A 21,787-nucleotide genomic window follows, 5' to 3' on the forward strand; every position below is an offset into this window, starting at 1 on the left:
AATAACAATGGGAACTGATACCAATCGAAAAGGAGAAGCTATGTTAGGCAAACTAACCAAATTCGGTCTGGCGGCAGTTGTGGCGGGAACGATGACTATGGGCGCAGCATTTGCGCAGGACGGCAAGCCGGTGAAGATCGGCTGGGCACCGTGGTCGGATGCTGAGTTCGTCACCAAACTTGCCAAGAAACTGATCGAAGACAATCTCGGCCAGAAGGTTGAACTGGTTCAGACGGACGTGGCCCCACTTTATCAGGGCGTGAGCCGTGGCGATATCGATGCCATGATGATGGCCTGGCTGCCGGAAACGCACGCCGATTACTATGCACGTGTGAAGGACAAGGTCGAAGACCTAGGCCCGCTCTATGAAGGTGCAAAGCTCGGTTGGATTGTTCCGGCTTACATCCCGGAAAGCGAGATCAGCTCCATTGAAGACCTGAAGAAGCCAGAAGTTCGCGAGAAGCTGAAGGGCGAAATTCAGGGCATCGATCCGGGCGCAGGCCTCACTCGTCTATCGCAGGAAGCGATCAAGAAATATGGGCTGGACTACAAGCTCAATATTTCGAGTGAAGCGGCCATGCTGACGACAGTTGATCGCGCCACACGTTCCGACGGCTGGTTCGTGGCAACTTCGTGGAGCCCGCACTGGATGTTCGGCAAGTACAAGCTCCGCTATATTGCCGATCCTGAAGGCGCACTGGGTGGTGCCGAACATATCGACGCCATTGCACGTAAGGGCTTCAAGGAAGACAATCCGAAAGTTGCTTCGTTGCTGACCAAGATGAGCATTCCGATCAGCGAGCTCGAAGCTGCAATGTTCGATGCGCAGGAAACATCCTATGAGAAGGCCGTCGATAAATATATCGCGGACCATCCGGACCGCATCAAGGAATGGCTGGCTGAGTAATCAGCCCCGGAAGAAAGCCCCGGGAAACCGGGGCTTTTTCATGCCTTATCCTCTTCGAGCGATCAAAATGCCCGATATCACGATGATACCGCCCAGAGCCTGCAACATGCCGATAGGTTCCGACAGGATAGTCCAGGCAAGAAACGCTGCGACAACCGGTTGCAGAAGCAGGGTGAGTGACGAGAACGATGCCGGAAGATAGGCGAGGGCATAAGCGATCATGCTCTGGCCTGCGGCATGAGTTACCCATGCGAGGCCTGCAAGAATAAGCCATCCATAGAGCGTGGCAGGCAGTATCTGACCTTCCATGAAATACGCAACCGGCAGCGAAAAGACGGCTGCAATCGCGCTGCTCCACAGCATGATGCGCATGGTGGAAAAGCGGCTGCGCAAGCGGCCAACCGAGAGAATGTAACCGGCATAGAAGACTGCGGCCAGAAGCGCCATCGCATCGCCGGACGATTGGGACTGGAGAAGCTCGCCCGGTCCACCCTTTAGCACGACGACGCCAATGACCGCGACGGCAAGGCCGATCATGAAAGACGTGCTCACGCGCGATTTGAAAAGCAACCAAGCGCCCAATGTCACGAAAATCGGCGCCATATTGGCAAGCAGCGTGGCATTTGCAACGGATGTCATGTGCAGCGACAAGTGCCACGCGCCGAGGTCAAAAGCGATAAATAGGCCTGGCAGGGCGAGGCGCAAACAGTCGGACAGCGTGAGCGGGGTAGTATCCTTTTCGTCGCGCCGTTCGCGACCATCCATGAGCAGAAGCGGTAAAACTGCGAGTGCAAGACGCCAGAAGCCTGTTGCGAGCGGACCCACCTCGGAAAGTCGGACAAAGATCGGCGAGCTGCCAATAGCGATTCCGCCAACGATCAGAGCGGTCATCGCCAGACGTTGCGCATTGGTAGGAGCGGGGCTTGCGGCGGTGGTATGCGACATTCTCAAACTCAAGGTTGTGCCGAAATCGTTCTGTTGCCCGCGCAATGCACGCAGCTAAAGAGCGACTGCCGGCTTTGGACTGAACTGGTCGTGGAGAAAGTCGAGCACATTTCTTTCACCATCCACGTTCTGAATATTGTCCGTCATGTCGCAAAAGAATGGGAACGAAGAAAATTTTGCCCGCGACATTGCTATGACGCGGGCTTGCTTATTCCTCTTTGAGAGAGGCGTCCAGCATTGGGTTATCGCAGAAACCGGAAATTTCATCACGTTTCTGTTCGGCACATCGTAAACTATATGAAAAAGCGCCCTCAAAGGGCGCGTTTCCAATTATCAACGAGAATAGGGCGAATAGCACTGTCTGCGCGGCCCATTATAGGGCTGGAATGTATTGTCCGAGGAGCGATAGGATTTGTAGCGGTTATAGCACCACTGAACATGCGCGTTGGACATCCTCGGTGCACGATAAACGGGGCGAGGCTGACTTACGGCACCGCCAATGATGGCACCTGCGCCGAAAGCTGCCAGCGGATACCACCACCCGTCATTATAGCGACGATAGCCATGACGATAATGCCGATAGCCGCGATGACCGTTCCAGTATCCCGGCCGGTGGGGCCTATGGCCATTATAGTGACGTGGCGGGCGGCGATGATCGCGCACCTGTTCCACATTATGATTGATGACCGGACGTTCCAGATTCAAAGGCGCTGCCATTGTCGGCGCGATGGACGTCGCTCCGAAGATCACGGCCAACGCACCGACACAGGTCTGTTTGAAGATATTCACGTGCAACCCTCCGTCTTAGGTGATTAAGGTAAACGCTTGAAATATCGATTTGTTCCCGCTTTTCTACAGGCGGAAAGCCGGGTTTTCGCTGTTTTGGGCAGGACTGAATGTTGCGCAAATGAAAGGGAGCAGGCTCCTCCCCAAGAACCTGCTCCCCCAATGCATCGCCCCCCGCCATAGGTGGTGCGATGCTTACTTTTATGGCCCTTGCCGAGCCTGAATTCAGCGTGTCAGACCTTACCTTCGAGTGCAGCATTTAGCAACTTCAACGCGCGTTCTTTTGTCAATTCAATCGGGTTGCCGCCAGCGGTTGGATCGACGATAGCCATCTCGGCAATCAGGTCTTTCCGGGCGTCATCCATTGTGAGGCCTTTGATGAATTCGGGCAGCGTATTGGGGACGCTCAAATCGCTCCGCAATTTCATGACTGCTGCCAGAAATCCGTCGAATCCGCCCTTGATGCCGAGATAATCGGCAAGCCGTTCTATACGCTTTTCGATGGCAGATCGGTTCTGAAGCAGGACATAGGGCATGAAAGCCGCATTCGTCATGCCATGATGGGTATCATAAAGGGCACCGATGGGATGCGACAGCGAATGGATTGCGCCGAGCCCTTTCTGGAAGGCCGTTGCACCCATTGCGGCCGCTGCCATCATGTTCGCACGCGCTTCAATATTCTTGCCATCGGCATAGGCGGTGGGAAGGTTTTCAAGAACCAGACGGATACCCTCCACCGCGATGCCATCGGCCATCGGATGAAATCCCGGAGCGCAATAGGCTTCAAGGCAGTGTGCCAGTGCGTCCATGCCAGTGCCCGCAGTGATGAAAGGTGGCATTCCGGTGGAAAGCTCAGGATCGGCAATGACTGTGACCGGCAGCATCTTGGGGTGGAAGATGACCTTCTTGGTATGGGTCGCTTCGTTGGTCAAGACACCTGCACGGCCAACTTCCGATCCTGTGCCAGCGGTCGTGGGCACGGCAATGATCGGGGCAATTGCTTTGCTGTCAGCGCGCGTCCACCAGTCACCAATGTCTTCGAAATCCCAGACCGGTCGTGTCTGCCCTGCCTGAAAGGCAATCAGCTTGCCGAGGTCGAGCGCTGAACCACCACCAAAAGCGATGACACCATCATGCTTGCCGCTTTTGAAGACCTCAACGCCCGCATAGAGATTGCTTTCGACCGGATTAGGTTTGACGTCGGAGAAAACCCCGTATCTCACACCGGCTTCATCCAGAATAGCGAGCGTGGACGCCACCACTGGAAGTTTTGCCAGACCGGGGTCAGTCACAAAGAGCGGATTCTGAATGCCAGCGGCCTTGAGGACGGCAGGCAATTCCTTGATGCGGCCTGGGCCAAAAAACACGGTGGTGGGGAAATTCCATTTGGCAGTCAAAGTGGTCATGTCGATTGCTTTCCAGAAATTCAATTCAGATCAGATTTTCTCACGCAGGTGGAAGGATTTCGGTCGCGTGAGGTTGCCGTAGCCGATGGGTGACAGGGCAGCACCCTTGCCAGTGTCTTTGACCCCGGTCCAGACAAGTGCGGGGTCGAGATAATCGCAGCGGTTCATGAAAACCGTGCCCGTTTCGATGCGGTCACCGAGAGCGGCAGCGTGGTCCGTATCTGCTGTCCAGAGCGAAGCTGTGAGGCCGTAGATGCTGTCATTCATGAGCGCGAGAGCTTCCTCGTCATTGCGTACTTTCATGATGCCGACGATGGGGCCGAAGCTTTCTTCACGCATGACGCTCATCTGGTGGTCGACATTGGTGAGCACTTCCGGCGCGACATAGGGAGAGCCCGCGCGATCATTCTCGACGCTCATATTGACGTGGGTCTTCGCACCCTTGCGCAACGCTTCCGCCTTCTGCTCGCGGATGAGATCGGCAAAGCGCGCCTGCGCCATTGGTCCAAGCGTCGTTGAGTTATCCAGCGGATTGCCGACGACATATTGCTTCGTCAGGTCGATGAAACCATCGACGAAGCGGTCATAGACTGCTTCATGAACATAGATGCGCTCGATCCCGCAGCAGCACTGGCCGGAATTGAAAAAAGCACCATCGACCAGATTGGCGACGGCATGGTCCAGATTGACATCAGGAAGCACATAGGCCGGGTCCTTGCCGCCAAGCTCCAGCCCGAGCGTCATGAATGTGCCTGCAGCAGCCTTTTCGATGGCGCGCCCCCCGCCAACCGAGCCGGTGAAATTCACGTGGTCAATTGTGCCGGATGCAAGCAACTTTTCGGTCGATGCGTGATCGAGAACGATATTCTGGAAGACACCCTTGGGCAGCCCGGCCTTCTCAAACGCTTTTGCAAAGCGTTCACCAGCCAGAAGCGTCTGCGTTGCATGTTTGAGGATCACGGTATTCCCGGCCATAAGTGCGGGAATGATTGTGTTGACGGCGGTGAGATAGGGATAGTTCCACGGTGCAATCACCAGAACCACGCCGAGCGGCACGTGCTTCACATACCGACGGAAACCATCCTTCTGTGTGGGCACATAAGGTTTCAGCGCCTCTTCGGCGATGTCGATCATATATTGGCCGCGTTCCTGCACGCCGCCATTCTCCCCGCCGTAACGGATCGGGCGCCCCATCTGCCATGCGATTTCAGGGATAATCTCTTCCTGCATCCCGGCAAGCGCATCCAGTGCGGCCCGGCAATAGCGCGCGCGCTCAGCAATACTCAACTGAGCCCAGCCTGTTTGCGCAGCGCGCGCTGCCGCCACCGTCGAGGCGATTGCAGCCTCATTTAAAAAAGGACGCTCGGCATAAACCGAGCCGTCTATCGGAGAGATGATCTTGGCCGTGCCGCTCATCTGCAATTTCCTCTGAAGTCTGGCATTGCGTTATTCATTTCGGGACCGGTCACGCGGGTCAATAGCGCTCGAAACCGCGATGTAGTTCCCAGTCGGTCACGCGCCGGTCGTATTCGATCTGCTCCCAATGGGCGGTGTGGACATAGTGGTTGACCACAGCCTCCCCAAAAGCTTCCTTGAGAAACGACGAGTTCTTGAGCGCCTGTGCGGCCTCCCGGAGCGTGTAAGGAATTTCCTTGAGTTTGACCGCACTATAGGCATCGCCGACAAAGGGCTCATCAAGTTCCAGTTGTTCATCTATGCCTTGCAAGCCCGATGCGATAAGCGCTGCAAAGGCCAGATATGGATTGAGATCAGCACCACCGATGCGGCATTCGATACGGATGCCTTTCGTGCCTTCGCCGCAAAGGCGGAAACCTGCAGTGCGGTTATCCTGGCTCCACATGATTTTCGTCGGCGCAAAAGTGCCTGCCTGAAAGCGCTTGTAGGAATTGATGTAGGGCGCCAGGAAATAGGTGTAGTCGGTGGCGTATTTGAGCTGTCCGGCCACCCAGGAACGCATCAACGGCGTCATAGTGTATGGGGCTTTCGGATCAAAGAAGAGCGGTTCCTTGCCATCGGCGCTCCAGATGGAATTATGCACGTGGCTGGAGCTTCCAGCCTTGCCGTAATCATACTTGGCCATGAAGGTGATGCATTTGCCGTGTGCTTCGGCGATTTCCTTCATCGCATTCTTCATGATGACATGGCGGTCTGCCATTTCGAGCGCTTCGGCATAGCGCACATTCAGTTCTTCCTGTCCCGGACCCCATTCGCCCTTGGAGTTTTCGACCGGAATTCCCGCTGCCGCGAGCTGGTTGCGCATTGCGCGTAGAACCGGTTCCTCCTTGGTGGTCAGGTGGATGACATAATCCTGCACGTAAGGAGATGCCGTTTCCATATCCTGCCAGTGCTTTGCGCGGGCTGTCTTATAGGTCTCGTCAAAAAGATAGAACTCAAGCTCAGACGCGAAATAGGCGCGATAGCCGCGCTCGTGCAGGCGCGCGAGCTGTTTCTTAAGGATAGCACGCGGGGAATGCGCCAGATCCTGATGGTCGTGATGATCGAGCACGTCGCAAAGCACGATGGCGGTCTTTTCCAGCCATGTGGCGACGCGCAAGGTTGAAAGATCCGGCTTGATGACAAAATCACCATAGCCCTTGTCCCATCCGGCGGCCTCATAGCCCGGCACTGGTTCCATATCGATATCGTCGGCAAGAAGATAATTGCAGCCGTGGGTCTCGTCGTAACCAGATTCCACGAAAAACTGCCCGTAGAAGCGTTTGCCGATCAAGCGTCCCTGCATGTCCACAAAACATGCGAGAACCGTATCGATTTCATCATTCGCAACAGCTTTTTCAATGCATCGAAAGTCAATTGTCCGGCCATTTATGCTCGCTCCAGAACGGAAAAAGTGATGGACGCGGCACAGTGTGCCGCGTCCAAAATCCTTAGGCATAACGGTAAGGTGCACCCGCACCTCGCATGGTTTCCTGATATTTTTTCAGGATTGCGACCACCTTCGCGTTTCTCTCGCTCTTGGTTGCGATTTCATCCCAGAACTGTTCGGCAGCGTCCTCGATCTGCTTCCATTCCGATTCCGGAATAGTTGTCAGTTCCAGCTTCCCACCGGTGGTGCGATAGTGAGCTTCGCCCCACCAGTACCAATGCTGGCGATAATAATGCGATGAGTCCATTGCCAGCTTGAAGAGCGTCTTCAGGTGATCCGGCACGGCGTCCCATTTCTCGGTGTTCGCGAAATAGGAACCGGCCCATGCGCCGTTGATATTGTTGGTCAGATAGTATTTGTTGATGTCGGCCCAGCCGACTGTATAAGCCTCGGTCGCGCCACACCATGCAACGCCGTCAAGCTCACCCGTCTGGATAGCGACTTCGATATCTTCCCAAGGCAGCGTGACAGGCACGACGCCGAATTTGGTCAGGAAGCGGCCACCGGTCGGGAATGTGAAGACCCGAAGTCCCTTTAGGTCAGCAACGCTGCGGATCGGCTTGGTGGTTACGAAATTGCAGGGGTCCCAGGAACCGGCGCTGAGCCATGTGACGCCCGGAATTTCCTTATAGGCTTCCTCCCAGATTTCATTGAGTCCGTACCAGTTGAACAGGGCAGGCACATCGAGGCTGTAGCGCGATGCAAAGGGGAAATAAGCCCCAAACACCGCGACATCGACTGGTGACGCCATGGAGTCGTCATCACTTTGCGCGGCGTCGATTGTGCCGGACTGAACCGCGCGGAACAGCTCACCCTGCGGCACAAGCTGGTCGGCAGTATAAAGTTCGATCACCATCTCGCCATTGGCAGCCTTGTTGAAGGCGTCGATAGACGGCTTGATGACGTGCTCTGCAAGTGCCGGACCTGCATAAGTCTGGAGCCGCCATTTGATTGGGCTTTGCGCCCTCACATATGGCGTTGCAAGCGTGCTTGCACCCAGCGCGCCAACGGTTGTCAGCCCGGCTTTCTTGAGAAAATCGCGTTTGTTAAGCTTGCTATTCTCACTCATGCCCATTCTCCCACTCTTGTTTGAGTTCACCCTTTATGTGTTCCGGTCTGGCCGTTCTGGCTCTTGTCACCGGCTTATGCGTATTCTCCCGTAATTATCGTCATCGTCCGGTGTACCAGTTGGGCAACCACATCGCGATCTGCGGAAAGATCATCAGAAGGATGATGGTCAGCACCATGAGGAAGAAGAACGGTACGATTGAACGATAGATGTCTATCAGCGTGACTTCCTTCGGGGCCAAGGCTCGCATCATGAAGAGATTGTACCCGAAAGGCGGCGTGATATATGCGATCTGGCAGGTGATCGTGTAGAGCACACCGAACCAGATGGCGTTGAAGCCGAGGCTCTTGACCAGCGGTATGTAAAGCGGTGCCACGATGACCAGCATTGCCGTGTCATCAAGGAACATGCCCAATATGATGAACGAAAACAGCATCAGTATCAGGATTGTCCAGGGCGACAGATCGAAGGTGTTCAGCAACACCCTTTCAATGGCTTTCACCGCTCCGAGGCCATCGTAGACCGACGAAAAGCAGAGTGCAGCCAGAATGATCCAGAGGAACATGCAGGTGACGGTGAGACTGTTCCGTGACGTGGTTTCCCAGACAATCTTGTTGAGGCGTCCGGTGAAAAGCGCGGCAAGCGTTGCAAGCAATGCGCCGACGGCTGAGCTTTCAACAAGGCTGGTAACGCCGGTGAGGAACAGGCCCATCATCGCGCCGAAGACCACGAGTGGCAGAATGCCTGCGCGTAGCGCGACGAAGCGGTCGTGCCATGTGATCCTGTCCAGTTCTTCTTGTGGCAAAGTCGGTCCGAGCTCGGGCTGGAGGCGGCAGCGTATGTAGATATAGATCGCAAAGAGCGCGGCCATGAGAAGGCCGGGACCAATCCCTGCGAGCCAGAGCTGCAATACCGGCTGCCGGGCAATCATCGCATAAAGTACCAGCACGACGCTTGGCGGAATAAGGATACCAAGCGAGCTGCCCGCCTGGATGACGCCCGTTACCATAACCTTGTTGTAGCCACGCTTGAGAAGCTCTGGCAGTGCGACGGTAGCACCGATTGCCATGCCCGCAACGCTCAGGCCGTTCATGCAGGAAATAATGACCATCAGGCCGATCGTACCCAGTGCCAGACCGCCGCGAATGCCGCCGAACCACACGTGGAACATGCGGTAGAGATTGCTGGCAATGCCCGATTCCGAGAGCATGTAGCCCATGAAGACGAAGAAGGGCACAGTGATAAGCGGATACCAGTTCAGCACCGCAAAGGTGGCATTATACGGCATCTCGAACGAGCCTTTGCCCCAAAGCAGAAGCGCGGCGAGCGAGCCGACAAAACCGATCACGCCGAATACGCGCTGCCCGGTCATGAGCAGCACCATCATGGTTGCAAACATGAAGAGCGTTATGAATTCCGAACTCATATGTGATGCCCTTCCTCAATGGCAGGACCCGCAATGGTGCTGATCGGCTGTCCACGCAGGGAGGCCCAGTCCTTGAAGAAATTGGAGACGCATTGCAGCAGCAGCAGGAGAATACCGACAGTCATGATGAGCTTGATCGGCCAGAGAAGCGGCGCCCAGGCGGTATAGTTCTTCTGGCTGTAAACGATGGCGTAGTTGGTCGATGAAATGCCACCGGCGACCATCACACCGAGATAGAAGATGATGAACAGGATGGTGATCATGTCGGTGATCATTTTCCTGCGTGGTGAAAGACGGTCAAAGAACAGGTCCATGCGCACATGCGCGCCTTGCTGCATGGCGTAGGCACCGCCGAGCAGATAATAGGCAGAGAGCAAGAACTGGGACATTTCCAATACCCAGTTGACCGGTACTCCGAGAACAACACGCGAAAAAGTCGAATATAGAAGGCAGGCACCGAGCACGAAGAAGAGATACATCGCGAAGCGCCCGACATAGTAATTCACTGCATCAACATATTTGACGAACAGTCTGATCGGCTTCGGCATTTCCCGCTCCTTCAGGCTTTCTGTTCTGTGTTGCGAGGGTCGATTGCTTTCGCAATGTCCCTCAATATCGTTGCGAGTTTTTCGGCCCAGGCAATCTGTGCCGGACCGTCGGCAATCTCATTGTTGCGAAGTTCGATCATCACGCAGGGCGCATTGCGCGGACGCGCGTGCCGCTCCAGCGTGTAATAGACGCGATCGGCTGGTGAATAGGGTTCGTTGACGCCGACATTGAGCGCTGGATCTTTTCGCAGTGCAGCGATCAACGGCTTGCCGATCCGGTCATCTTCGTCGTGGATGATGCCGATCGGCCAGGGGCGGGGGACGTCGCGATAGATGGGCGTGAAGGAGTGGATTGTCACGATCCAGGATGCCTGTCCTCGTCGCGCACGCTCTGCAATCACGTGTTCGACAGCAGTGTGGAATGGCCGATGTGAAAGATCGATACGTGCCAGACGTTCCATGGAATTGAGCGCGTGATTTCCGGGAACCACGGTTGTCTCGCTGATTTCCGGAATGAGGTCGTGAGCGTCGAGTGGACGATTGCAATCAATCAGCAGTCGCGAAAGCTGGCTTTCGACGAGCGGCGCATCGAGAGACGTAGCGAGATGTCTTGCGACTTCCACCGCGCCGGGGTCCCACGCGATGTGTGCCTGCAAGGCATCTCCCTCTAGACCGAGCCCCTTGAAAGTCTCGGGAATGAAATTGGATGCGTGCTCGCAGACAAGAAGATAGGGACTTTCCCCATCCTTGTTGAAGACAGAAACAGGCTCGCACGAAGCCGTGCGATGTTCTCGCTCGTCCGTCATTCTGTTCGTTCCCCGCGCTGTAACTTATGTTACGTTTTTTCCAATTATGCGCTATTGCGGATTATTTGATACGTCCTATGATTATTTGTCAAACACAATTTCGCCCGAATTCAAAAAGGGCGTTCAGGAATGGGAAGTGCTGTGCCGGTGCATGCAAGCGTTGCGGAATTGATCAATGAACGGATCGACACGATGCCAGCGGGCGAGCGCAGTGCCGCCCAGACGCTGATCGCCAATTACCCGATGCTGGGACTAAAAACTGTCGCGGAGTTTTCCGGCTTGGCCGGTGTCAGCTCCCCAACGATATTGCGCTTTGTGAACAGGCTCGGGTTTCAGAGCTATCCTGATTTTCAAGCGCGTTTGCAGGATGAACTTGCGGCTCAACTGCAATCACCGCACCACCGCAACGAACAGCCGGGAACCGGGCGAGACACAGCCTATCCGGCGGTGGAACATACGCTTGAGAATATTCGTGAAAGTTTCCGGCATTTGGGTGCAAAGCAGTTGCGGCAGGCCGTGTCGGCTTTGAGTGACGCCAAGGGCAATGTCTATCTGATTGGCGGGCGCTTCACCGATCCGATTGCGCAATATATGGCGGCGCATATGACGGTCATTCGCCCGCATGTCTTTCACTTGGGTGGACAGGAGAGCGTGTGGCGTGACCGTCTTCTCGATATGGGAAAGCGTGATGTTCTGGTGGTTTTCGATATTCGTCGTTATCAGGACAGTCTTTTGAAACTGGCTGAGACGGCAAGGTCACGAGGCGTGGAAGTCATCCTCGTGACCGACCAGTGGCTTTCACCGATTGCACGCGTGGCGCGTCATGTTCTGGCGGGACGTACGGCCGTACCGTCAGCCTGGGATTCTTCGGCAGCGCTCTTTGTGCTGGCGGAAACGGTCATTCGCGAAATGACCAGAATGCTTGAAAAAGACAGTGCCGCCCGCATCGCGGAACTTGAAGGATTACGCTGAAAGGGTTGTCGGTACGCGTTTTATTCCAATCCACAGGCCCGCAGAAACAGCGCCGAAACCTCTTTCTCGATCCTTTCGAGATCGAGCGGTTCGTCCTTGTTGAGTTCCATCATGCTGCGAACCTGCGTTTCAAAGTCGGCATAATGCTGGGTGACGGCCCAGATATGCATCTGAAATAGTAGGGGATCGACAGGTTTGATCCGACCATCATCCACCCACGACTGGATGAGTTTCACTGCATTATGGGTCGCTGCGACGTGCTTTTTCCAATGGCGGCTCAGATAAGGTGCGCCATTGGCAATTTCGGTGGTGAAAAGGCGCGAGGCTTTGGGGCTTTTCTGGCTATATTCGAGCTTGGCGCGGATATATTGGCGGATCACCTTGGCAGGGTCATCTTCGGTACTAGCCCCGAGGAATATGTCTTCCCATTCTTCGAGGATGTATACGATGATGTCCTCGTAAAGCTCTTCCTTGCTCGAAATATAGTAGTGCAGTTGCGGCTTGGTGAGACCGGCGCGGTGCGCAATGCCTTGCGTGGATGCCCCCGCAAGGCCTTTTTCGGCAAATTCATCGATCGCGGCAGCCCGTATTGCACCGAGAATGCGCCGCCTGCGTCCGAGAACCTTGTCCCGTCCGGTCAGTTCGGTGTCGTCATTCTCGTCGCCGTTGTTCATTCATGCCTGCCGCGATTGAGGAGGGGTTATTGCCCCAGCTTTTTCTTGATGTCGAGCCCTACGCCCTTGTTTACGAAGGCATCGGTCGCGACCTTGCTCATGTCGAGTTCGTCGCCGCTGACAATCCCTGCCTTGCGGGCGAGTTCGTAGAACGCCTTGACGCGATCCATCGAGATTGCGCCAATTCCCTTTTCAAGCGTATCGCCACTGTCGATAAGCTGAAGGTTCTTGATCCGCTCCAGTTCCGCATTGAGCGTTTCCTTGCTCATATCCGGATTGTCTTTCAGGATCAGTTCATAGGCTTTGCTGCGGTCGCCGTAGAGGAAATTGGTCCAGCCTTCCACGGAAGCGCTGACGAAGCGCTGTACCAGATCAGGGTTCTTTTCGATCAGATCCTGACGGGTTTCGATTGTATTGCCGTAAGTGCTGTAACCGTAGTCGGCGAGGAGATAGGTCGTAACCTTAGCGCCTTCCTTTTCTGCATAGATCGGCTCGGCGGTCGCATAGGCCTGTTGCACGACTTTCTTGTCGTTGAGGAACTGGGCGAGGCTGTAGCCATAAGGGCGCAGCTGTTCGTCCTTGAAGCCGAAATCCTTGACGAGCCATGGCCAGAACGAGAACTGGCCGTCCTTCGAAATCAGGATCGTTTCGGCATTGGCCAGGTCCTTGAAGTCCTTGTACGCACCTTCATGCGCCATCAATGCCTGCGGATCCTTCTGGTAGAATGCGGCAACAACCGTCGTCGGCACGCCGTTGGCGACATTGTTGAACGACAGTAGCAAGTTTCCGGTCAGCAGGAAGTCGAGACGGCCTGCAGCAAGCATCGGGCGATTGTTGACCTGCGGTCCGCCCATTTCGATTTGCACATCGAGGCCGTATTTTTCATAGGTACCATCTGCGACAGCCTGATAGAAACCGCCGTGACCGGCTTGCGCGAGCCAGTTGGTGCCGAGCGTCACCTTGTCGAGCGCATAGGCCATCTGTGCAGAAAGGCCCATGGAAAGTGCAGCCAACGCCGCAACCAGTGTCTTTTTCATTTGGTTCCCCTTGTTTTAATCAGTCAAAGCCATGTCAGCGGTCCAGCCGCGCGTTTTGCCCGGATTGAGCAGGCCATATGGGTCTGCCAGTTTCTTGAATTCGATCTGGACACTGTCGATTTCTTTCATGCCGCCATCCTCGATGGTGTAGGCATGCGGATCGTAGATATCGCAACCGTCAACCTGCTCCAGTTCCTTGATCAGGCGGTACATCTCGTCACGACCTTCAAAGCGAACAAGCGGAAGCGCGAAAATCTGCACTTCTCCTTCAAGGCGCGCCATTTCATGATGCATATACTGCGTTTCGCCGTAGCGCTTGATCTGGCGTGTCACTACGTCCACGTCAAACGGGCGCGGATAGGCGACCTGCAGATAGGTCCAGCCTTCCTCGGCTTTCAGCGCCTGCAAGGTTGTGTGGTTCCAGCCACATTCATAAGCGGGTTGCAGCCCGTTCTTGTGCAATTCATCCAGCGTCATGGCGAAGGAAATCTTGCCACCAAATTCAGTGGCGAGCGCTTCGAAACGAGCCATTTCTTCCGGGGCAATCATGGCAAAAACCGCATCCTTGTCGGATGGGAATAGGTCGCCGAACTTGGTGTAAAAGCGCGCAAAACGGCGATCTACAGTGGTCAGAAGATAGCAGTCGAGATTGCCTTCTAGCGCCTTGAGGCAGAAGTTGAGCGTTGCCTCGTAACTATCGAACAAGGCTGCAGTATGTATCCAGTCCGTTGCCTTGGTAAGACCGATTTCCAGTTCCAGAATGATGCCGTTTGTGCCATAGGCATGCTGGACTTTATGAATGTCGCGTCCGGTCAATTCGATAATCTTCGGCTCCGGTTCGACAGTCAGAACCTTGACCGAATAGACATTGCCATCGTCGCGCAACATGCCGTGACGCAATGAGCCGATGCCGCCTGAACCACCCGAGAAGAAGCCGCCAATCGTGGCGATGCGGCGGGTCGACGGATACATCAACAGTTCCTGACCGGTTTCGCGTACGGCATCGTCCAGACGCGAAATGCGCGCGCCGCCTTCCACGCGAACCTTGCCGGGTTCGATGGAGACGATGCGGTCGATCTTGGTCATGTCCAGAATGATGCCGCCTTCGAGCGGAACGCATTGACCGTAATTGCCGGTACCTCCGCCACGAACGGTGATCGGGATACGCAATTTTGCAGCGGCTGCCGCTACGCGACGCACCTCATCCTGATCTTTCGGGATGACGACGAGATCGCCGACATAATGGCCGATATCTTCGGTGAGGATTGGGCTATACCAGAAATAATCACGCGAGCGCAGTTCGACTTGCTTTGGGTCGTCATAAATGCGGATTCCATCGATTTCGGCGCGAAATGCGGCCCAGTCGTAGATGCGCTGTGGAGCGGCAGAATTCATGTGGCTCTCCCGTTGATTTGAGGCACGGCAACGCCATTACGCCAGACGACGCGGCGGGCCTGCGGGCGGCTGATGAGATCGTTCAGGTCTGCTGCGTCGTGCCAGACAAAACTGGCCACGCCACCTGCCTGCGGTTGCTGCACGCATTCGCTGCCAATAAGGCGGGCGGGCAGGGTGGTGATGCTGTCGAGCCAGTCCTGCGGCTCGACATGGCAAACCGGCGCTGCGAGACGAAGAATGGCGAGCGGGTCGTAATCGCCATAGGGATAGAATGCATCGCGGACATTGTCGGAACCGAGCATGACATCCATGCCTGCTGCGCGCGCTTCCTTCAACGGTGCAACACCGCGCAGGCGCGGAGACTTTCCGCCGATCCGGTCTTGCAGATAGAGATTTGTCGTGGGTAGCGAAACGAGTGCCGTGCCTGCATCCGCGGCAGCGTCCAGGATACGCTGCAGTTCGTCCGGCTTGCGCAGTGATAGCGAGCAGGCATGACCGCACAGCACCCGACCAGCCATGCCATGGCGTTTGGTTGCCGATACTATCAGCGAAAACCCGTTTGCTTCGACATCCAGACCTTCATCGACATGGAAGTCGAGATTGAGATCATGCTGCACGGCGAGGCGGAACATCTCTTCGATTTTGGCTTCAAGATCGGCGTTGCGATAGAAGAACGCTCCGAAGACGCCGCCGTCTTTTGCAACACGGGCCGCGATTTGTGAGCCTGCATCAAGCACCAGATCACCATGCACAAGTGCCGCCAGCTGAAGGTCGATCCGGTCTTTCCATTCCTCGCGCAGCTCGTTCAGAACGGGCCATGCAACAGGAACTTCCGGTGTCGTCCAGTCCACATGGCTGCGCATGGCGCCGACGCCTTGTTCGAACGCAGCCTCAATGCCTCTGCTAGCGCGCGTGCGGATATCTTCCGCGCTCCAGTTCTTCCGGTCTGTGCCCATCAGGTCTATGGCGTCGAACAGGCAATCCACTGTGGCGCTGCCATTTTCTGTAATACGCTGAATCGTGAACGTCTTGTCGAGATGGACGTGGACATCCGCAAAAAGCGGGGTGACAAGTCCACCATCCACTGCCTGCGACGGAACAAGCGATGCGATGCGATCACCTTCGATCTTGATGTCGTAGTGTCCGGAACGTCCGGCTATGGCGACGCCAGTCAGCATTTTAGCGCTCACGACGGATTTCGCTTTCGTGCCAGCGTCCGAGGACGAAGCGCGACAACCAGCTTGTGATGAGGAAAATCACGATGCCGAGCAGCGACACGAGGAAAAGTGCCGCAAACATGCGCGGAATTTCGTTGCGAAAGCTCGATTCCAGAATACGCGAGGCAAGACCGGTGCTCTGGCCTGCCGTACCGGCAACAAACTCAGCTACAACCGCACCAATCAGTGACAGGCCGCCAGCGATTTTTAGCGCGGCCATGAAATAGGGCAGAGCGCTTGGTGCCAGCAGATAGCGAAGGCGCTGCCATGGCGAGGCGCGGTAGAGCTTGAACAGATCGCGCAGATTGTGGTCGGCGCTGCGCAATCCTATTACCGTGTTGGAGAGGATCGGAAAGAACGCCACGATCCAGGCGCAGATCAACAGGGCTGAAAATGTATCGCGTACATAGATGAGGATGAGCGGCGCAATAGCAATGACCGGTGTGACCTGCAGGATTACGGCGAAGGGAAAGAACGCCATTTCTATCGGGCGCGATAGGGCAAAGATCATGCCGAGCAGAACGCCGCCAATAATGGCACAGGCCAGCGAAATCAGGGTTAGCTTGACGGTGAACCACATGGATGCCGTTAAGGATGGACCGTCCTTGATCAGGGTCTCGGCGACCAGCGAAGGAGCTGGGATCAGGTAATGCGGTACCTGATAGTAGCGGACAAGGCCTTCCCATATGCCGAGCGCGATGATGATTGCCAATGTCGGCATCATGATGCGCAAAGTGCGCTCGCGCCGGGCGAGGCGATCCTGTTCGGAATTGAGAACTGGCAGTTCGTTTTGCATCTGGTTCATCTTCCCGCCCTCAATGGTCTATATCTTGAGAAGAAAGCGTCGCGGTCAGCGCGTCGGAAACCTTGGCGCAATATTTCGCATATGCGTCTGTCGTGCGGTAATTTTCGGCGCGAGGATAGGAACCAATGATTGGTATATCGGCAACCACTCGGCCCGGTCTTGCCGCCATGACGATAACGCGGTTTGACAGGTAGACCGACTCGTAAACGCTGTGAGTGACGAAGATCACCGTCAGGCCATGTTCCTGCCAGAGGCGCAGCACGTCATTATTGAGCTTGAAGCGCGTCATTTCATCGAGTGCCGCAAAAGGTTCATCCATCAAGAGAAGACGCGGACGTGTAACCAACGCGCGGGCGATGGAAACGCGCATTTTCATGCCGCCTGAGAGCTCTCGTGGAAAAGCCTTGGCAAAGCGTGACAAGCCAACCTGTGCCAGAGCTTCTTCAACGCGCGGGGTCGCCTCCTTGCGGGAGATACCGGCAAGGCGCAGCGGCAGATAGACATTGTCGAAAACGCTGGCCCACGGCATCAGCGTCGGCTCCTGAAAAACAAAGCCGATATCCTGCGCTCCGATAGGACCTTTGCCGGGAGCATGGCCGTTGACGCGGATATCACCGGCGGAAATCGATTCCAGACCGGCGATCATACGCAGCGCTGTGCTCTTGCCGCAGCCCGATGGACCAAGGAAGCTGACGAACTGGCCTTGCTCGATCGTGAGCGACATGTCGCTCACGGCCATCACACCAGTGCCATATTGCTTGTAGACGCCGTCTATCTCGATCAGAGAGGACGAAGCTTGCGAGTTGGGGGCCACGCTCATTGTCCTTACCAGGCTGGTTGATTGTCGAGCCAGGAAAGCGGCGCTCGTTCGATTTCTGCGAGAACCTCGACCAGCCGCTCGGCGGCAAAATCGATGGTCGCTCGACCTTTTTCGGCAGTCGCGAGCGTTGCGTCGCCAGCGGCGCCATAGGGATTGATATCCTGAATCTGCCAGGCAGGCTTCGCGCCGCCGCTCAGCGCAAGATGCTTGAAATCACGTGCAAAAGTTTCCGTAAGAGTGCGGAAATCCTGGGCTTTCGACATGTCGACCAGGTCTGGATGCATTTCCAGCATCACCGAGGTTTCCATGTCACCGGCATGAATGCCGTGCTTGGCGTCGTGGTCGCTGTAGACGCCTTCCGGCATTCCGAGACCGAACCAGTTGATGCTCACCACCATCATATTGTGGCGGATACGAAGTTCTCGTGCCACGATATCCATGACACTGATCTGGCCGCCATGGCTGTTGAGAAGCGCCATCTTGCGAACGCCGCTTGCCGCCACGCAGCCACCTATTTCACACCACATGCGAATGATTGTCTCTGCCGAGAACGTCAGCGTGCCGGGATAAAGACTGTGTTCGTTGCTCTTGCCAATGGCCTGCGTCGGCAGGAAAAGCGCGTGGCTTGTTTCAGGCAGGCGGGCGATTGTTTCCTTCACCATGCCGTCGACAATCGCGGCATCGACCGCCAGCGGCAGGTGCGGTCCGTGCTGTTCGATTGCGCCGACGGGCAGAACCGCCACGAGCTTCTCGCGATCGAGGCGGGAGAATGCCTCGCTCGTATAATCGGACCAATATCGTTTCAAGATTGCAACTCCTACACGCTCGGGCCAAGGGCGTTAGACATATCCTACTAAACAATCTGACCGATCGGTCAAACTAAATGTTTTAAATATTCGAATTGCGTGCAATTAAGGTGTGAATCCGTGGCTATTCGGTCACGCGACGGGCCGTGACGTGTTTATGATGCGCGGAAATTTCCGGAGGTCCTATGGACGACAGATGCATTATCATTGGTGCCGGCCATGCCGGTTCGCAGGCCGCTATCAGCCTTCGGCAGGAAGGCTATGCAGGCGAAATCGTTCTCATCAACGACGAAACCGATATTCCCTATCATAAGCCTCCGCTCTCCAAATCCTATTTGAAAGCCCCGGAAGGCGGTGGCCTGGTGTTGCGCCCGGAAGCAACCTATCGCGACAATAATATCGAGATGCTGTTCGGCCATCACGTCGATGCCGTATCGATTGCCGACAAGACGGTCGCGCTTGATGATGGGCACGTGTTGAACTGGTCTGAACTGATCTTCGCGACCGGCGCACGTGCGCGCATTCCCAATGTACCAGGTGTCGGGCTCGAAGGTGTCTTTACGCTGCGCCGGATGGAAGATGTACGCCGTATCGCAGCGGCAATGCCGAATGTCGAGAATGTCGTCATTATCGGTGGCGGTTTCATTGGCCTCGAAATGGCTCATAGCGCAATCGCGCTTGGCAAAAAGACGGTTCTGATCGAAGCGGCGCCTCGTGTGCTGGGGCGTTCGGTTGCAACTCATATCTCTGCCCATGTGGAAGCGCGCAGCCGCGCCGCTAACATCACACTTTTAACCGGTCTCGGCGTGGCGGCAGTCGAGGGGGAAAATAACCATGTTATCGGCGTGAAAGCTGCAGACGGCACGATATTCCCGGCGGATATGGTCGTGATCGGCACTGGTGCGGTGCCAAATGTCGAGCTTGCAGTAACGGCGGGACTTGCAATCGACAACGGGATTATTGTCGACGAGAACCTGCGTACTTCTGCCAGCCGTGTCTACGCCATTGGCGACTGCGTGAGCTACGATCACTTTCATGCTGGTCGCCGGGTACGGCTGGAATCGGTACAAAACGCGACCGATCAGGCAAAGCATGTGGCGCGCACCATTGTCGGACGCGAAGCGCCGTTTCGGGAAGTCGCCTGGTTCTGGTCTGATCAGGGCGATATGAAGCTGCAGACGGCAGGACTTTCCTTCGATGCTGATCGGCATATCCTTTCGGGGAACCCGGAAGAAATGCATTTTCCATCTTCCATTTTGCCGGTGACAGGCTTGTGGCTGTCGATTCCATCAATCGTCCGGCAGACCATATGATCGCGCGCCGTCTGCTGGCTGCGGGTATTAATCCGACCGAGGCCGATATTGCCGCCGGGGCGGCGCGGCTGAAAGAAATGCTGGCCGCTGCGCCGAAATCTTGAGGATTCACGATGAACAGTTTGAAACATCTGCTGCCCGCTGACATGGCAGCACCCTTTGCCGCCTACAGCCATGGCGTGAAGGTTAAAGCCGGTGCTGAAATGATTTTCTGTTCCGGTCAGTTAGGCATCGCGCGGGATGGAAATGTGCCGGAAGACGCAGGCGCTCAGGCTGAACTCTGCTTCGAGAATATTCGCCGTATTTTGCGCGATGGCGGTATGGACCTTTCCGATGTCGTGCGTATCAACGCCTATGTGACAGACCGGGCCTATATGCGTCCTTATATGGATGTTCGTGACAGGCTGTTCCCGCAACCAGCGCCAGCCTCCACGCTGATGATCGTTTCCGGTTTCACACGTGAGGAATTCAAGGTCGAAATCGAGGCGGTCGCGGCCAGATAATCGTTTGTTTTGAGCCGTCAAAGCGCCGCAGCAATGCGTATCGCCTTTACCTGAAAGGAGTGGTAGGGTTGTCCGACATCCTCCATTCCCTTCAGGCCCATTCATGTCCAAAATTCAGCCTTCGGCTTCATCGCCGGAAACTTCGCTACGTTCGTCTGCACGATTGGCGGAACTAGCGCTTGCCATCGGCGGCTTCGGTATAGGTACCGGTGAGTTCGCCATTATGGCGCTGCTGCCCGATATCGCGCGTGATCTTAAGGTGACCATACCGCAAGGCGGCCATCTCATCAGTTCTTACGCGCTCGGTGTTCTGATTGGCGCACCGGTGCTTGCAGTGATCGGCGCAAAGCTTGACCGCCGCAAGCTCCTCTTCCTGCTGATGGGGCTATTCGCTTTCGGTAATCTCGCAAGCGCATTCATGCAGGACTATGCCGGTCTTTACATGATGCGGTTCATCGCTGGTTTTCCTCACGGAGCCTATTTCGGCGTTGCTTCACTCGTCGCCGCATCTTTGGCGGAACCGGGCAAGCGTGCTCAGGCTGTAGGACGGGTCATGATGGGACTGACCATTGCGACATTGTGCGGGACGCCGCTTGCGACCTCTCTTGGCCAGATTGCCGGGTGGCGCGCAATGTTTGCATCCGTTGGCCTGATCGCAATGCTAACTATGGTGCTGGTCGCGATCTATGTACCCAAACAGCCTGCAGAGGAGGGGGCGTCACCCCTACGCGAACTGGGAGCATTTCGCCGCAAGCAAGTCTGGCTGACGCTTGGGATTGGTGCAATTGGCACGGGCGGCCTGTTTTCCGTTTTTACCTATGTCGCGGCAACAGTTACCGAGGTTTCGCATGTCGATGTGAAATGGATGCCTTTCGTCTTCGCGATGTTCGGCCTCGGCATGGTGCTTGGTAATATAGTTGGGTCGCGACTGACAGATCGTTCGGTTATGGGAACTGTTGGTCTGGTACTGCTCTATGATATGGCCGTCATGTTGGCATTCCCCGTCCTCATGCAGCATCCTGTGACTGCATTCTTGAACGTGCTTCTGGTCGGCGGCGGGTTTGCACTCGTCCCAGCATTGCAAACGCGTCTGATGGATGTAGCGGCGGATGCGCAGACGCTGGCTGCTGCCCTCAACCATTCCGCGCTCAATCTCGCCAATGCGCTCGGTGCTTGGCTCGGCGGTCTTGCGGTTGCATGGGGCTATGGCTGGACGTCGACGGGAACAGTCGGCGCATTGCTTGCCTTGTCTGGTCTGGTGGTCTTTGCAATCTCGATTGCATTCGACAGACGCGGTGCGGCAACACCTGCCTCGCAAGAGGCATAAATACAGCCCATAAACGAAAACACCCGTCGCGGGAGGAGGCGACGGGTGTTTTATGGGGAAGACCGGACTTGGGAGGAGGACATCCGGTCTTGAATCACCGAGGAAATGGGAGGAGGAGAA

At 55.8% G+C, this 21,787-nt stretch carries 19 protein-coding genes and 2 pseudogenes; 5 read left to right on the top strand and 16 right to left on the bottom strand.

From position 1 onward, the window contains the following. Positions 1–40: 40 nt before the first annotated feature. Positions 41–907, top strand: coding sequence for a glycine betaine ABC transporter substrate-binding protein (locus LJ361_RS14075; protein ID WP_010659072.1), 867 nt, complete (start codon positions 41–43; stop codon positions 905–907). Between the two features lie 45 nt (positions 908–952). On the opposite strand, the gene LJ361_RS14080 is transcribed toward LJ361_RS14075, so the two are convergent. From LJ361_RS14080 to LJ361_RS14120, 9 genes and pseudogenes are all read right to left on the bottom strand, one after another. Next, positions 953–1,852 (bottom strand): DMT family transporter, encoded by a 900-nt coding sequence (locus tag LJ361_RS14080; RefSeq protein WP_029375998.1) that lies wholly within the window; start codon positions 1,850–1,852, stop codon positions 953–955. Positions 1,853–2,185: 333 nt separating this feature from the next. Next, positions 2,186–2,641: a BA14K family protein gene (locus LJ361_RS14085; protein ID WP_010659069.1), complete on the bottom strand. Its 456-nt coding sequence runs from the start codon at positions 2,639–2,641 to the stop codon at positions 2,186–2,188. 230 nt (positions 2,642–2,871) lie between these two features. Further along, entirely contained in the window at positions 2,872–4,044 is a 1,173-nt protein-coding gene (locus LJ361_RS14090; RefSeq protein ID WP_264811775.1) for an iron-containing alcohol dehydrogenase, read from the bottom strand. Between the two features lie 30 nt (positions 4,045–4,074). Further along, positions 4,075–5,460 (bottom strand): aldehyde dehydrogenase family protein, encoded by a 1,386-nt coding sequence (locus LJ361_RS14095; protein ID WP_010659067.1) that lies wholly within the window; start codon positions 5,458–5,460, stop codon positions 4,075–4,077. A gap of 58 nt (positions 5,461–5,518) precedes the next feature. Further along, positions 5,519–6,888: pseudogene (locus LJ361_RS14100) on the bottom strand (glutamine synthetase family protein). 62 nt (positions 6,889–6,950) lie between these two features. Further along, a complete protein-coding gene (locus tag LJ361_RS14105) occupies positions 6,951–8,018 on the bottom strand; it encodes a TRAP transporter substrate-binding protein (RefSeq protein WP_012093235.1) in 1,068 nt (355 codons plus the stop codon). A 100-nt stretch (positions 8,019–8,118) separates the two neighbouring features. Further along, a complete protein-coding gene (locus tag LJ361_RS14110; protein ID WP_010659064.1) occupies positions 8,119–9,444 on the bottom strand; it encodes a TRAP transporter large permease in 1,326 nt (441 codons plus the stop codon). Further along, the gene (locus LJ361_RS14115) at positions 9,441–9,992 is read right to left on the bottom strand and encodes a TRAP transporter small permease subunit (protein WP_010659063.1); all 552 of its coding nucleotides are present in this window, start codon (positions 9,990–9,992) and stop codon (positions 9,441–9,443) included. Before LJ361_RS14115 ends, LJ361_RS14110 begins: the two co-directional genes overlap by 4 nt. An 11-nt stretch (positions 9,993–10,003) precedes the next feature. After that, entirely contained in the window at positions 10,004–10,798 is a 795-nt protein-coding gene (locus LJ361_RS14120; RefSeq protein WP_010659062.1) for an N-formylglutamate amidohydrolase, read from the bottom strand. Between the two features lie 129 nt (positions 10,799–10,927). On the opposite strand from LJ361_RS14120, the gene LJ361_RS14125 reads away from it, so the two are divergent. Further along, entirely contained in the window at positions 10,928–11,770 is an 843-nt protein-coding gene (locus tag LJ361_RS14125; protein WP_010659061.1) for a MurR/RpiR family transcriptional regulator, read from the top strand. A gap of 20 nt (positions 11,771–11,790) precedes the next feature. On the opposite strand, the gene LJ361_RS14130 is transcribed toward LJ361_RS14125, so the two are convergent. Genes LJ361_RS14130 through LJ361_RS14160 form a run of 7 tightly spaced genes read right to left on the bottom strand, consistent with a single transcriptional unit; the run spans position 11,791 to position 18,524 of the window. Beyond that, positions 11,791–12,444: a TetR family transcriptional regulator C-terminal domain-containing protein gene (locus LJ361_RS14130; RefSeq protein ID WP_010659060.1), complete on the bottom strand. Its 654-nt coding sequence runs from the start codon at positions 12,442–12,444 to the stop codon at positions 11,791–11,793. Between the two features lie 26 nt (positions 12,445–12,470). After that, a complete protein-coding gene (locus LJ361_RS14135; protein ID WP_010659059.1) occupies positions 12,471–13,481 on the bottom strand; it encodes an ABC transporter substrate-binding protein in 1,011 nt (336 codons plus the stop codon). A gap of 15 nt (positions 13,482–13,496) precedes the next feature. After that, entirely contained in the window at positions 13,497–14,876 is a 1,380-nt protein-coding gene (locus LJ361_RS14140) for an FAD-binding oxidoreductase (RefSeq protein WP_010659058.1), read from the bottom strand. Further along, positions 14,873–16,066: an amidohydrolase family protein gene (locus tag LJ361_RS14145; protein ID WP_226622539.1), complete on the bottom strand. Its 1,194-nt coding sequence runs from the start codon at positions 16,064–16,066 to the stop codon at positions 14,873–14,875. Before LJ361_RS14145 ends, LJ361_RS14140 begins: the two co-directional genes overlap by 4 nt. Beyond that, the gene (locus LJ361_RS14150) at positions 16,056–16,898 is read right to left on the bottom strand and encodes an ABC transporter permease (RefSeq protein WP_029375997.1); all 843 of its coding nucleotides are present in this window, start codon (positions 16,896–16,898) and stop codon (positions 16,056–16,058) included. The genes LJ361_RS14145 and LJ361_RS14150 overlap by 11 nt, the downstream gene beginning before the upstream one ends. Positions 16,899–16,908: 10 nt before the next feature. After that, the gene (locus LJ361_RS14155) at positions 16,909–17,718 is read right to left on the bottom strand and encodes an ABC transporter ATP-binding protein (RefSeq protein WP_010659055.1); all 810 of its coding nucleotides are present in this window, start codon (positions 17,716–17,718) and stop codon (positions 16,909–16,911) included. 5 nt (positions 17,719–17,723) lie between these two features. Beyond that, on the bottom strand, positions 17,724–18,524 hold the full coding sequence (locus tag LJ361_RS14160; RefSeq protein ID WP_010659054.1) for a creatininase family protein: 801 nt from the start codon (positions 18,522–18,524) through the stop codon (positions 17,724–17,726). Positions 18,525–18,709: 185 nt separating this feature from the next. Here LJ361_RS14160 and LJ361_RS14165 point away from each other — a divergent pair. The 3 genes and pseudogenes from LJ361_RS14165 to LJ361_RS14175 all read left to right on the top strand — a co-directional run bounded on the left by LJ361_RS14165 (position 18,710) and on the right by LJ361_RS14175 (position 21,667). After that, positions 18,710–19,941: pseudogene (locus tag LJ361_RS14165) on the top strand (NAD(P)/FAD-dependent oxidoreductase). A gap of 9 nt (positions 19,942–19,950) precedes the next feature. Beyond that, entirely contained in the window at positions 19,951–20,340 is a 390-nt protein-coding gene (locus tag LJ361_RS14170) for a RidA family protein (RefSeq protein WP_010659052.1), read from the top strand. A gap of 103 nt (positions 20,341–20,443) precedes the next feature. Beyond that, complete coding sequence (locus LJ361_RS14175) at positions 20,444–21,667, top strand: MFS transporter (RefSeq protein ID WP_010659051.1); 1,224 nt, start codon at positions 20,444–20,446, stop codon at positions 21,665–21,667. The last annotated feature ends 120 nt before the right edge of the window (positions 21,668–21,787 follow it).

The organism is Brucella sp. JSBI001, assembly GCF_026014005.1.
GTDB classification, from domain to species: domain Bacteria; phylum Pseudomonadota; class Alphaproteobacteria; order Rhizobiales; family Rhizobiaceae; genus Brucella; species Brucella anthropi.

Bases quoted from the DNA above. Each gene is read 5' to 3' on its own strand.
- LJ361_RS14075 (WP_010659072.1), top strand. From the start codon at position 41: ATGTTAGGCAAACTAACCAAATTCGGTCTGGCGGCAGTTGTGGCGGGA.
- LJ361_RS14080 (WP_029375998.1), bottom strand. From the start codon at position 1,852: ATGTCGCATACCACCGCCGCAAGCCCCGCTCCTACCAATGCGCAACGT.
- LJ361_RS14090 (WP_264811775.1), bottom strand. From the start codon at position 4,044: ATGACCACTTTGACTGCCAAATGGAATTTCCCCACCACCGTGTTTTTT.
- LJ361_RS14095 (WP_010659067.1), bottom strand. From the start codon at position 5,460: ATGAGCGGCACGGCCAAGATCATCTCTCCGATAGACGGCTCGGTTTAT.
- LJ361_RS14105 (WP_012093235.1), bottom strand. From the start codon at position 8,018: ATGAGTGAGAATAGCAAGCTTAACAAACGCGATTTTCTCAAGAAAGCC.
- LJ361_RS14110 (WP_010659064.1), bottom strand. From the start codon at position 9,444: ATGAGTTCGGAATTCATAACGCTCTTCATGTTTGCAACCATGATGGTG.
- LJ361_RS14115 (WP_010659063.1), bottom strand. From the start codon at position 9,992: ATGCCGAAGCCGATCAGACTGTTCGTCAAATATGTTGATGCAGTGAAT.
- LJ361_RS14120 (WP_010659062.1), bottom strand. From the start codon at position 10,798: ATGACGGACGAGCGAGAACATCGCACGGCTTCGTGCGAGCCTGTTTCT.
- LJ361_RS14125 (WP_010659061.1), top strand. From the start codon at position 10,928: ATGGGAAGTGCTGTGCCGGTGCATGCAAGCGTTGCGGAATTGATCAAT.
- LJ361_RS14130 (WP_010659060.1), bottom strand. From the start codon at position 12,444: ATGAACAACGGCGACGAGAATGACGACACCGAACTGACCGGACGGGAC.
- LJ361_RS14135 (WP_010659059.1), bottom strand. From the start codon at position 13,481: ATGAAAAAGACACTGGTTGCGGCGTTGGCTGCACTTTCCATGGGCCTT.
- LJ361_RS14140 (WP_010659058.1), bottom strand. From the start codon at position 14,876: ATGAATTCTGCCGCTCCACAGCGCATCTACGACTGGGCCGCATTTCGC.
- LJ361_RS14150 (WP_029375997.1), bottom strand. From the start codon at position 16,898: ATGAACCAGATGCAAAACGAACTGCCAGTTCTCAATTCCGAACAGGAT.
- LJ361_RS14155 (WP_010659055.1), bottom strand. From the start codon at position 17,718: ATGAGCGTGGCCCCCAACTCGCAAGCTTCGTCCTCTCTGATCGAGATA.
- LJ361_RS14170 (WP_010659052.1), top strand. From the start codon at position 19,951: ATGAACAGTTTGAAACATCTGCTGCCCGCTGACATGGCAGCACCCTTT.
- LJ361_RS14175 (WP_010659051.1), top strand. From the start codon at position 20,444: ATGTCCAAAATTCAGCCTTCGGCTTCATCGCCGGAAACTTCGCTACGT.